This is a genomic window from Alloprevotella sp., from assembly GCF_057240785.1.
The window spans coordinates 126,631-138,781 of sequence record NZ_DBHHRH010000015.1; the positions used below are offsets into that span (position 1 = coordinate 126,631).

General features: G+C 49.8%; 11 protein-coding genes. 1 reads left to right on the forward strand and 10 read right to left on the reverse strand.

Annotated elements, in window-relative coordinates:
- Positions 1-479: 479 nt before the first annotated feature.
- The 7 genes from ACO4R2_RS04195 to ACO4R2_RS04225 form a co-directional block, all read right to left on the reverse strand.
- Positions 480-656 (reverse strand): hypothetical protein, encoded by a 177-nt coding sequence (locus ACO4R2_RS04195; protein ID WP_484769305.1) that lies wholly within the window; start codon positions 654-656, stop codon positions 480-482.
- A 13-nt stretch (positions 657-669) separates the two neighbouring features.
- A complete protein-coding gene (locus ACO4R2_RS04200; protein ID WP_484769306.1) occupies positions 670-3,315 on the reverse strand; it encodes a calycin-like domain-containing protein in 2,646 nt (881 codons plus the stop codon).
- Between the two features lie 60 nt (positions 3,316-3,375).
- On the reverse strand, positions 3,376-3,978 hold the full coding sequence (locus ACO4R2_RS04205) for a calycin-like domain-containing protein (RefSeq protein ID WP_484769307.1): 603 nt from the start codon (positions 3,976-3,978) through the stop codon (positions 3,376-3,378).
- Positions 3,979-4,089: 111 nt separating this feature from the next.
- Positions 4,090-4,923 (reverse strand): porin family protein, encoded by an 834-nt coding sequence (locus tag ACO4R2_RS04210; RefSeq protein WP_484769308.1) that lies wholly within the window; start codon positions 4,921-4,923, stop codon positions 4,090-4,092.
- Between the two features lie 50 nt (positions 4,924-4,973).
- Entirely contained in the window at positions 4,974-6,140 is a 1,167-nt protein-coding gene (locus ACO4R2_RS04215; RefSeq protein ID WP_484769309.1) for a PCMD domain-containing protein, read from the reverse strand.
- 91 nt (positions 6,141-6,231) lie between these two features.
- Positions 6,232-6,816: a sugar transferase gene (locus ACO4R2_RS04220; RefSeq protein ID WP_484769318.1), complete on the reverse strand. Its 585-nt coding sequence runs from the start codon at positions 6,814-6,816 to the stop codon at positions 6,232-6,234.
- Between the two features lie 296 nt (positions 6,817-7,112).
- Positions 7,113-8,201, reverse strand: coding sequence for a nucleotidyltransferase family protein (locus ACO4R2_RS04225; protein ID WP_484769310.1), 1,089 nt, complete (start codon positions 8,199-8,201; stop codon positions 7,113-7,115).
- A 166-nt stretch (positions 8,202-8,367) separates the two neighbouring features.
- Between ACO4R2_RS04225 and ACO4R2_RS04230 the strand changes: the two genes are divergently transcribed.
- A complete protein-coding gene (locus tag ACO4R2_RS04230; protein ID WP_484769311.1) occupies positions 8,368-10,119 on the forward strand; it encodes a DUF4838 domain-containing protein in 1,752 nt (583 codons plus the stop codon).
- A gap of 714 nt (positions 10,120-10,833) precedes the next feature.
- On the opposite strand, the gene ACO4R2_RS04235 is transcribed toward ACO4R2_RS04230, so the two are convergent.
- Genes ACO4R2_RS04235 through ACO4R2_RS04245 form a run of 3 tightly spaced genes read right to left on the reverse strand, consistent with a single transcriptional unit; the run spans position 10,834 to position 11,968 of the window.
- Entirely contained in the window at positions 10,834-11,295 is a 462-nt protein-coding gene (locus tag ACO4R2_RS04235; protein ID WP_484769312.1) for a MarR family winged helix-turn-helix transcriptional regulator, read from the reverse strand.
- Between the two features lie 39 nt (positions 11,296-11,334).
- Complete coding sequence (locus ACO4R2_RS04240; protein WP_315089725.1) at positions 11,335-11,811, reverse strand: glutathione peroxidase; 477 nt, start codon at positions 11,809-11,811, stop codon at positions 11,335-11,337.
- Between the two features lie 34 nt (positions 11,812-11,845).
- On the reverse strand, positions 11,846-11,968 hold the full coding sequence (locus ACO4R2_RS04245) for a hypothetical protein (protein ID WP_484769313.1): 123 nt from the start codon (positions 11,966-11,968) through the stop codon (positions 11,846-11,848).
- Positions 11,969-12,151 lie beyond the last annotated feature (183 nt).

Genomic DNA, 12,151 nt, shown 5'->3' on the forward strand with positions numbered 1-12,151 from the left:
TCCGACACCCCATGCTGATTCGTGCTCATTCGCCTCTTTCGCGACCATTCGTGGGCTAAAACAAGTAAAGAAGATTCTTACTTTCCCCTCCCACGAATGCCACAAAATTGCGCACGAAAGGGCGAGAGCGATAAGCATCTCCTTCCTGCGCGTGGATTTCCTTATTGCGTCAGCTCGCACAATAAGGATGTTAGCTGACAGAATAAGGAAGCTGGCTGATACAATAAGGAGGCTGACGAGTAGGAATAGGGCATAAAATGAGCGGAAAAGGGCGGGAAAAGAGCAGAGAGAGGAAGAAAAGAACAGATGGGCGGAAGTTTGGAACAAACAAAGGGAGGCAATGTGGGAGATGAGGCCGCTGAAGCAGATGTTTTGCGCGTTTTCAGACAACAAGGCATCGTCAAAAAAAGTGACTGCTACTCGCTCCTTTCGGAATGAGTAGCAGTCGGGGAAATATAGTTGGATGTCGCGGAAGGAGCTTAGTCCTCGTTGGCACTCCAGTCGGAAGCTTTCCAGCCTTGTGGGCGTGATTCGAATACTACGCCGCTCTGGCCAGGCTGTGAGGGATAGCCTGTAGAACCTGCACTCGTGTTCATCAGGTTCTGGCTTTCGAGATCGATTACTCGAAGTGATGGTCGTTGATATTTGGTTTGCATAGTTGCTAATGTTTTAGAGAATTACCTTTTTACCATTGATGATGTAAGTCTGGCCCTTCTGAGTGGTCAGTACGCGGCGACCTTGGAGGTCGAAGACTTGGCCTTTCTCAACGCTCATTGTTCCGTTGTCGAGGGTGATAATGCCCGTGACTGTTCCGTTGATGCTGATGGCGAAGCTGCGCGCACCTGCTGCGGTGTTTGCTACGCTGAATGCTGTGCGATAGCGGTTGAGCGTACCGGTGGTGGCTTTTACGAACTGGCCGTTGCTGTAGCCGTAGTAAGTATTAGTAGCATCCGATGCCAGCACTTTGGTCTCGCCGTAGTTACCTTCCTGCTCCACACCGACACCCGTATGAGTTTTCACTTCGGTATTAGCATTGGCCACAGCCACCGTTACTGCGCCATTGGCGAAGAGGGCTGCGTTGTTAGCTTCGAAGAGGTAGGGCTTGTTGGCCTCAATGTTGGCGACAGGGGCAAAGTCGAAAGCAGAGCGGTCAGCATTGAAGCCCTTCAGTTCATACACTGTACCGTTGAGCGTGCTTGCTGCTGTTGCCACGGGGAGGGCAAATGTGGTATAACCCGTCGTGGTGAAGTTGCGATCGTAAGAAGCCTTGTCGGCAGAGAACTGCGTGGGTACTTCGATAGCTACGACATCGTTGAGAGCAAACTCAGTGGTGCGGCCGTTGCTGATAAGGTTCTTGCCTGTCAGCGTAGAGGTAGAGGGGAGGTAGTAGAGCGTGTTGTTAGTTGCCACTGCACCCTGCTTCAAATCGTCGGCAGTTACATCAGCTGCCACTGAAGCTCCGCTCATATCAACATAGGTCATGGGTTTATCCACGGTAGTTTCGTTGAGGTGGATGAACTTCGTTGATGCCTTAGATATGTAGCCGCCAAGAGTTTGTTTAGCATAGGCTTCATCACCTTCGGCATTGCTATTCTTTGCTGAATTCTCGTCAACAGTGAATGGAACATAATCGACGTGAATGCTGGAGAACATGGCCACTGCAGGGTTGGTATTGCCCGTTGTGATGATGTCGATGTCGCCTTCAAGGTGCTTATCGGTGGTGCTGATGAGGTTCATCTTCAGCGATACCGGCAGGTGGCCGAGTGCAGAACCGATGGCGCTCTCGTCGTCGGAGGTGAGGCGAATGGTACGAGTAACGTTGATGTTGTTTCCATTAACAGGAACGTTGGCCACATAAATATCGCCGACAAGCATGCTACCAAAACTGAAGTTGGGCAAAGCTACATTATAAGTGCCATTACTGTTCTTCGTCAGTTGGATAGGTGCGTTGGTAAGCGGAGCTACTATCTTGGAAAGACCACTGGCTGATGTTGGGGTGAGCACTACTGAGAGTGAACCAGGATACTGACCTGCTTCAGCAGCCGCTACGGCATCAGTGAAATGCAGCACGTAGGCAACTTCATGGTTGTCAGAGTCCTTTACTTTTAGCGTAATGGTCTTTGCACTGTTGTCATAGAAAGCGTTCTCTGTTGCACTTTCAGCTACCAGCGTGCTGTTTGCAGCTGCCACGCCCTCAACCACGATGCCGCGGTGGTAGGCAATGGGGAGCGTGTAGGTGGTAGTGGCGGGGTTGAATGTCAGGCCGAAATCGGAGAGCGACTGACCGCCTACGCTGATAGAAGCCAGTTTGGGAGCAGCAGAAGCCGTGGCAAACTGAATCGTATAGGTGTGGACATTGGTAGGATTTACCGACACGTCGTTACCTTTCACCGTGATGGTGAGCAAGCCCGTAGTTGCATTGTAGTTTTTCTCGATGCTTGCTCCAACACCGTTAGATGTCAGTGAGAGTTTATTAGGATCGTAAGCCTTAGCTACATTCATAGCCGTTGCCACGCTAACACTTGCGCCATCGTAGGTGACGGAAGCGAGCTGGGAGTTGTAGATATAGGACAAATCGTCAATGAGCATGGCATCGCCTTCTACACCTTGTCCGGGGACAGCACTGGTGGCGAACGAAACCAATGCGTATGCGGGAGTCAATTCCTTATTGGTATATACAAAAGGAATTGTCAGCTCTTGCCAAGAGTTCTGCGCCGTGATGTCTGTCTTAGAGGCAGTGGCCACGAGTTGAGCATTCACATAATTGGGATTGCCCAGCGGATCTTGATAATATCCCTCCGTGTGAAGAACTGTAGTGGCTTTGGCCTTCTTTGTGCTACCAGTAAATTTTACATAAACCCGCATTGCATCGGGTTTTCCTGTGAAGGGCTGCTTGGCAGAATTATCATTAGGATTGGTGTAGTTGAAGTTGCCTTTAAGCTCGGTAATAGCTTTTCCAGCGGCTGTATTTCCAGGGTCGGAAGCAGTAGAGCTTCCCATATTTACACAGCCTGTAGTAAGATTTCCTTGGGCTGTAGCTAGAACAACACCAAAGAATTTAACAGCTCGACTATAAATTTTTGCAGAATATGTACCGCTGTGCGCATCTGTAGACTTCTCTAACTGATTGTAGCCTGCAAAAGATTTCATGCCACCAGTACCCGTCAGAAAAGAGTTCCAATGAAGAGGTTCTTCACCTGTAGTTCCACTGTAGGATACAGACTCCCAATTTTCAAAATCGGAGTTCCCAACCTGGTATACTCCAGTCTGAGCGCTGACCGTTAAGGTGGCAGCGCTCAGAATAGTAAATATCATCTTTCTCATTATAAAGGAAAATTATAGTACGTAAAGAAGAAGCTAAAGCGCGATAAGGCTTTAGCGGATTACCTTTTTACCATTCAGGATAAAGAGGCCTTTGTTGGGGGCTTTCTGAAGGCGACGGCCCTGCAAGTCGTAGATAGCGTTAGCTGCATTCTTTGTAGTAGCCTGCTGAATACCTGTGGCAGTTGCTTCCTTCTTGCCCTTGAACTGTACATAAATGGGCATATCCTCTGAAGCTTTCCAAATCACGTCTACATCAGCGATCAGAGAGTCGCCCTTTATGATGCTGGAAGTTTCGTTGATTTTAGCCGTAGCTACGATTGCTCCGTCCAAGAATGAAAAATTCTTGATGGCGTTTTCTCCAAAGAGAATTGAACCATTGGTCTGCTTCTGAACAGGAATGTTCGGGAGGACGATGTCGCCAAGATTCATGCCCGAGAAACCGAAATTATTGAGCGCGAAGGTAACAGTATTGTTTCCATCGGCAGTAAGGACTACATTGTAGGTTTCTTCTCCAAATTGAAGATCTTCCTTAGAAGTGAGACTGATGGCAAGTTTGCCGGTATAATTGCCCGCTACTTCGTTGGCAACCGTTTGTGCATGGGTTGTACCAGCCATTAAGAAGAGAGCAACGAGCGAGAGTAGAAATTTTTTCATACCTTTTAGTTATTGAACGTTGTTATAAGTTAGTTAAGTTATCAGTTTGAGACAGTTGGCGGCAAAGATAATACTTTCTTTGCGAACTCAAAACGAGCGAATTTCTTCCTACTAAAAAAGATAAGAGAAGCCTAACGTTCCATAGATAGGATAAAGTGCGAAAGAAATTGTCTTGAAGTCGGATGGGAAAATACCGTTCAATCCCCAGTCAAGATTGGCGTTGACATAGAGGTGCTTATAGGCGTGGAAAGAACCTCCCACCTGCAAGCCCCACTGAAACTTGCGCAGATTGTTAGAAAAGTCGTAGGTGGCGTGAGTAACGTTGACATTTTCGCCAAGTTCGTCCGGCGTGCGGATATAACCGTCGTGGACGTAGCCATCAAAGTCGCCGTTGAGCATCAAGCTGAAGTAGGGACCAGCAGAAACCATCCAGCGCGAATTGGGGAAGGTGTAAGTGGCCAACACGGGTACTGTGATGTACGTTGCGCGGTACTTCGTGATGACTGGGCCGTTCCAACCGCCCTCCATGTGGCCTCCGTCGTCCTCGATGATAGCCATGTGGTAGTTTTTTACATTGGCGTTGGTCTTCATGCCTTTTGTCTCGAAGCGCAGTCCGAGAGCCATTCCCCAGCGCGGCGTGAAAGATTTGTAGGCCGTGCCTTCGAGGTAGAGATTGAGTAAGGGGTTGAATGAATTGATTTGGCGGATGGAGCGAGGGATGGGCACTGGCGATGCGCCGCCCATTTCCAATCCTGCGCCCACAGCCACTTGCCAGCCTTTAAGTGCCGCCAAGATAATGTTGCGGTCGTTGCTCGAATCGCGAATAGTATCGCGGCGAGCAGCAGCTGTGAGAGTCTCGGTAGATTCGAGCCATGTAGTGGCATCTGCGGCTTGCGCGCTGACACCCATCATAAGGCTTATGATTGTGATAAGGAATATCTTCATGATTTGTTGGCTTGTGTTGAAAAACAAAATAGGAGGGAGTGGAGAACTCCTTATTTATATGTCACTTTTATATCGTCGACCCAGAGCGTAGAACCCACGGCTCCTTCAAAGTAAGCCCCCTGTCGGCTGCTCGTCATAACCACGCTGATGGCATAACCGTTGCGCTTGAGGCGCGCCGTATCGAAAGTTTTACCATTCATAGGGCGGAACGGCTCTTCAAAGTACGTCCACGTGCTTGGCTCTCCCGGATTTGCAATTCGGGCTATACTTACGATGCGCTCGCTACTGAGAACATTCGCGCCGTTGAGGGACTGGAAATTGTCAGGGTCCACCTCGAAGAGAACAGCATAGATATCGGCGGTGTCTCGGCGGGAGGCGTCGACGGTTTTGTTACGATCCGTAAATTCTGCGCCAGCTTTGTATTTGTACCAGCCAGAGAGCTTCAAGGGTTCGCCTTTGACAATCTGGAGTCCGAAGCGTGTAGCCTCGAGCGGAGCCAGCATAGCTTTGTTGAGGTTGAATGTGCCGATAAATAGGTTGCCTGCAGCGATGGGCATGGGCGGACGTGTCAGCATACCGAAAGTACCTGTGCTCCGCGTTACGAGCTTTGCCGCTAAGCCTTTATGGCCGCCGCTAACGAAAGATGTGGGAAAATCGGTTGGTGAAGCTGCCATTCCCGTTAGGTTGTAGCCCGCATTTCCGCTGCTCCAAATATTGGAATTGACAGAGCCGTCCTCCTGTCGTTGTAGCAACGTCATGTATTGGTGGCGGTTATTATTGTAGGCGAAATCTTCAAAGTCGCACGAATCGAGAGGTTGGGGTACTTCAAAACTTACCACGTAGTCCTTCGTGAAATGTCCGTCGGCCGAGCGAACGCTATAGGTCCGAGGTTCGGAGAAGTCGTGGTACGCTGCCGAGTCGAAAGGCACACGCGCATTGCCGTCCTTATAGAGGAGCGTAGCCCCTGCGGAGATAGTGAATTGCGGGTTTAATGCCTTGACGCGGTTGTCTTTCTTATTGATAAAAAGGGTAATAGAAGCCGGCGTTGCCTGCTTGATAACGGGCGTTCCCAGTATGAGACCCGCGCCTTTGTTGTTGAGCCATTCTTGGCTAACAGACGTGATGTCGCACTCAGGGCTTAGGGCTTCCTCTCGGATGCAGGAGCTGAACAGCAGAAGGCTGCTGGCTGCCACCGCGCTTATAAGTTTGATGGTCATAACTTTGCAAAAATTTGCTGCAAAGTTACAAAAAACTACAGTGTACTTCGTTGAAAAAGAGAGAATAAAAACTTTTGCAAACGAAAGCGTTTCAAAATTTCTTTCCCGAAACGATGCTGATGAAGGTCTTAAAGAGAATCTTCAGATTGAAAAGGAGAGACCGGTGTTGGAGGTGGTAAAGGTCGGATTCAAGGCGTGTGAGCATCTCCTCGAGGGTTGTGGCGTAGCCGTTGTGCAGGGTGGCGTAGGACGTCACGCCCGGGCGCACCTGGTAGAGGTACTTGTAGCGCGGGTCAACGGCTATAATTTGATCTATAAAGTATTTGCGCTCCGGTCGAGGCCCTATAAACGCCATGTCACCTATGAAAACATTCCACAGCTGGGGTAGCTCGTCGAGGTGGTGGTCGCGAAGAAAGCGTCCGATACGTGTGAGGCGGTCTTCGTCCTCTTTGATGCAGAGTTGAGGCTTTCCCTCCTCGGCGTTGATTTTCATGCTGCGAAATTTATAGATGAAAAACGGCCGTCCGCCTTTTCCGATGCGCTCTTGGCGGTAGATGGCAGGGCCGCCGTCCTCGCGCTTAACGGCTATGTAGCAGAAGAGCATCAGCGGAGAGAACACCACGAGGCAGAGGAACGATACGAACCAGTCGAAAGCGCGTTCTATGAAAGCAGACATACGCGCCCACCGACTGAGCAAGTAGAGCTCGTCGTTCTTATCCTGCATCTGCTGTTCGTCAGTAGGGAGCAGTTGTTCCGTATGTGTGTCTGTGGTATTCAATGGAAGGGGAAATGTGCTAATGTGCTAATGAGGTTTTTGAATGTGCTAATGGAGCGTGGGAATGTGCTAATGTGCTAATGGGGAGCGGCGTATGCGCTTTTGAATGTGCTAATGGAGCGTGGGAATGTGCTAATGAGGTTTGAATGTGCTAATGTGCTAATGGGGTGTGAGATAAGTCTTTTTGCTTCTCCGTCCTATTTCTCAAATAATTCTTTTGTTCTCTGCGTGGCGTGGACGGGGAAGATAAAAGCCATTTCAGTAGGGGCGAAATCGAAGAATAGGAGCGACTGTTTGAGAACTACTAATGCTTTTTGCACGGTATGGGCTGCAGTTTCTTCTGTAACCAGTGGTTTGTTTTTTCGCCCAAAGTTGCCGAAGTGCATGACGGCACGATAAGCGCGCTCTCCCCGTCGGGCATCTTTCTGGGTCAGCGTGTAGGGAAAATCCTCTGCTGGCAAACCGAGACGATGTATGAGAATCCAGCCGAAGGCGCGGAAGCCGTTCACCATTCCCAGTGCTTTCAGATGTTGGCGGAGTAAGTCTGTGTCCAACTCGTTGCGGAGCGCGTGGAGCGAACAAGCCAAGTCGCACACCTGCCGAATGCCTACACCGCCGCGGATGAGATGGAAAAACATGTGGACATAGGTGAAAAGGACGTTCAAGTCGGGCGGGAGCGTAGGTATGTCCACTCCGTTGATTTTTACACGCATGGGCCGCTCTCGCAGTGCCTTGTCAACAACCTCGCTGAAGTAGCGCTGATGCGGTGCATAGTAGAAATCCGCCAGTCGGTGGTGCATTTCGTATTCCACTCCATTTCCTTGGAAGTTGATATGTTTTTCTTTAGTGTCTGGAATCGTCTTACCGATTTGTTTCTCCACAACGGCCTTCACGCGCAGGAAGTTTTCCGCATCGCAATAGAAGTCTACATCGCCCGGATTGCGCACCTCGGGGTGGGGATAAAAAGTCCCCGAAACCTGCCCTTTAACCACTGCCAAGCTCAGTCCCTGCCGTTCGATGAAAGAAGCAAAGCGCGAGAGTTCTCTATTAAGATGGTCGTTGCCCTCACGCGTGTGCTGCAGCGCATATAGGCAGCGCGGCACGAGTTGCTTACCAATGGGAATGTTGTTGTCCACAAGTGCTCGAGCAGCAATGGTTTCCACCGCGTGCTCTCTGGCCTCGTCGAGTAGTTCCTCGGCTTCTTTGGGCGAGAGCGATAGTTGGAGCGGCGTTTGCCACAGTTCGCTGCGCAGCGCACTCAAGAGATTTTCTTCAACCGGAGTCATTCAGTGTTTATTTTTTGCAAAGATAGAAAAAAAAGAACTCTTCCGGCTTTTGTGCGTAACTTTGTGAAGCGAGAACGCCTTTTGCAGAGAGTTTCTAACGTACTTTTGACGGATGAAAGAAGCGAAGAAACTTTCCTATTTCTTTACAATAACACGCCACAATATAATGCAGCGAATCTCCCTCTCCTCTATGTTTTTCCGCGTGTGCCGCTTGCGGTACGCTCTCTTTCTCCTCCTCTTTCTTGCGATAAGCGCACAACTTTCCGCTTCCCGTCCGCTCTTTTCGCACGGCCGTTCGGCCTATAGTATTGTGCTTTCCCCCGATGCCTCGGTGTCGGAGCAAACAGCCGCCCGCGAGTTGCAGCAGTATTTGCAAGAGATGAGCGGCGCAAGACTCCCTATCTCTCACAACCTCACCACCGCAGGGCCGTGTGTTTATGTGGGCTATAACGCGAAAGTGGAAGCGCTGACCCACGCCCCGCAGCCGGCTGCAGACGACGAAACCTTCACCTATCGCACCATCGGTCAGCACCTCTGCATCTATGGCGGGCAAGAGCGGGGCACGATGTATGGCGTCTTTGCCTTTCTGGAGCAGCAGCTCGGCATTCGCTGGTACACGCCCACTTTCACCAAAGTGCCGCAGCGGCGCACATACCTCCTGCCGGCTCTCAACCATACGGAAAGTCCCGCTCTGAAGATTCGCCAGCTCTACTATCATGAGGCTATGGAAAATCCAGTATGGTGTGCCCACAATCGAGTCAATTCCATTCATTCTTCAGTGCAGAACGAGTATGGCGGGATGTACTCCTATGGCGGTATACATACGTTTGAAATTTTGATGCCTCCTCACGAGTTTTTCGCTACCCACCCCGAGTTTTTCAGTCTCTACGACGGCCGCCGCATTGCCGACGGGCAACTCTGCCTTTCCAACCCCGAAGTGCTGCGCACCATGATTGCCCGCCTCCGCACCTATATAAATGAGCATCCAGGGCATTGGGTGTACAGTGTGTCGCAAAATGATAATCAGAAGCCCTGCCAATGTGCCAATTGTCGCGCCTTGGAGCAGCGTTATGGCGGTCATTCGGGATTGATGGTATGGTTTGTCAATCAGGTGGCAGCTGCTGTGGAACAGACGCATCCAGGCACACTGGTGAGTACGTTTGCTTATCAGTACACGCGCCATGCGCCGACAGGCATTCGGCCGCGCCATAATGTTGTTATCCGCCTTTGCGACATTGAATGCTGCTTGGCTCATCCCATTGCTTCCGATGCGCAGAACGCTGCGTTTCTGAAGGATTTGCGCGACTGGTCCCGCATTGCTCCACGGCTCTATGTATGGGACTATGTGGTCAACTTTAGCAACTATCTGCTACCTTTCCCAAATTTCAGCGTGTTAGCCTCCAATCTTCGCACCTTCCGCGACAATCGTTGCATTGGCGTGATGGAAGAAGGGCAATATCAGTCGGACGAAAGCGAATTTTCTGAACTCCGCGCGTGGCTCTTGGCTCAATTGATGTGGAACCCCGAGCAGGACACCGACCGCCTTATTCGCTGCTTCATTGCCGACTTCTACGGGGCAGCAGCACCCTACATTCAGCAGTATTTCTCAGCTTGTCAGGAGCTTGTAGGCCCTAAAGTTCATTTTCAGTGCCGCATCTATGCCAATGATGCAATGTACACCGATCGCTTTCGTCTGCGTGCCGCTCAACTCCTTGAGCAGGCGCGCCGCGCTGTGGCTGCCGACACGTTGCTAAGTCGTCGTGTCGACAATGTACGCCTGCAAATGCTTTATCTCAATTATGCCCGCTCTGGCGAGCTTCAAAATCCTCCCGCCGAACTCTTGCGCATTCTTCGCCGCAGCCGTACGCATATTGCCGAACCTCTTTCCGCCGAGAAATTTTTAGAAGGGAAGCGGTGAGGAGGTGGAGGAGCCCCCTCCATCTCCCCCATGAGGGGGAGTGCTCTGTTGCCTCTTGTTTTGGCTTGGGGTAATTGTTAGGAAAAATTGATAAAAGCTTGTTGAGTTTGGAGAGGAGAAAATCAGAGCGTGGTTGAAGATGTTGGGAAAATTTTATGGGAAGAACCATTTTTTTGTATTGGAAAAATTGAAATCTGCTGGTTTTTTTCGAGAACGAGGCTTTTTTGTGGTTTTTTGGGTTTTTTGTGCTGGAAAAATGGTTCTGCCTGCTCGTCGGTTTCCTTATTCTGTCAGCTTACTTCCTTATTCTGTCGACTGGCACAATAAGGCTGTCAGCGGATAGCCTTATTGTATTTGCGAAAATCCTTATTTTGTCGATTCTTGAGAATGGGAAAGCGAATAGGGATTTGTAGGAGCATTTGTCCGTGTGCGCCTTCTCCGGTGCAGAAAAGTTGGACTTTCTTTGACAGCAATAAAAAACCTCTAACGCCAAGTGAGCACTTGTTGTTAGAGGAGGTCTGTATAATCCGTCGTTGGAATTAGACGGCTCTGAGTTAAAGTAAAAAAAGTTATGTGTTCGTGTGTAGTAAGCGAACCGCGGCGGCAGGCTGTGTGACCATCGGTGCCGTGGGCGGTTACTTTAAGTCGGTTTTTTCGCCTCTACGTTCTGTGTTCTCTCGTGTAGTTCTGTTCTGAAAAATAGCCCCGTGGGCTTTATTCCTTGGTAGGAGCACTCTTAGGGTTAATTTTCTCAATCATATCATCGAGCACAGGAATGATTCCTAAAACCGTCTCTACATCTAAGCCACATTGAGTGAGGTTGTGGCAGATGGCCGCAGGAAACTTGGCTGCTTCTTGCTCCATGGCGCGCCCCTCCTTCGTGAGGGAAACAATGCGCTGGCGCGAGTCTACCATTCCGCGGGTGCGTACCACGATGCCCTGTTTTTCCATGCGCTGGAGGACAGGTGTGATCGTGTTGGTCTCCAACTTGAGGCGGTGTGCAATTTCGTTGACGGGCTGGTTGTCGTTCTCCCAGAGCACCATCAGCACGAGGTATTGCGGATAGGTGATGCCTAATTTGTCGAGCAGTGGCTTATAGCTCTGCGTGATGAGGCGGCTTGCCGTATAGAGGCGGAAGCACAATTGGTTGGACAGTTTGAGTTGCTCGTATGCCATCGGTGATGTGTCAATTGTTATGAATGTTGTGAGGGCCGTTTAGAGCATTTTCTCGATGTCCTCAACGAGTTTGTTCGGGCTTGTGATAGGGGCGTATCGCTTGATGGTATTTCCGTCGCGCGAGATGAGAAACTTGGTGAAGTTCCATTTTATGCGACTGCCCAGAAAGCCCTTTGTGTGGCTCTTGAGATACTTGAAGATGGGGTCGGCCTCGCTGCCGTTGACATGCACCTTCTTCATGATGGGGAACGATACCCCATAGTTCAATCGGCAGAACTCTTCCGCTTGTGAGCCGTCGGCCAGTTCTTGATTGGCAAAGTCGCCCGAGGGGAAGCCAACTACCACGAGTCCGCGTTCCCGATACTTCTGGTATAGTTTTTCCAAACCAGCAAACTGAGGCGTAAAGCCGCATTTGCTGGCCGTGTTAACAATGAGCAGGACTTTCCCTTTCAGTTCTGCGAAAGATAGTTCTTTTCCTGTGTTTGTCTGTGCTGTAAAATCGTAGATGCTTGCCATGTTCACTTTTTTATTAAGTTCCTGTGTGGTTATACTATTCTGATTTGCTGGCGAGCTTCTCTTTTTTCGGTCCGCCTTTGAGCGAGCGGTGATCACCATTATCCTGTTTGTTAACGCGCTTTATATCGTTCGCGACGCAAAAGTAGGGCGTTTTCATAAAATAAGCAAGATTTTTGACCGACTTTTATAATTATTTAGCAAATATCGTGTGCGATGCAATACAGTTGTATCATTTATAATTCTTATTAACGTTATCTTGTTCATCCGCAAGAAAAACGAAGTAATATAACCCCAATTCGGGATAAGCAATACTTCTTTTTCCTCAAAAAAAGTTTCAATA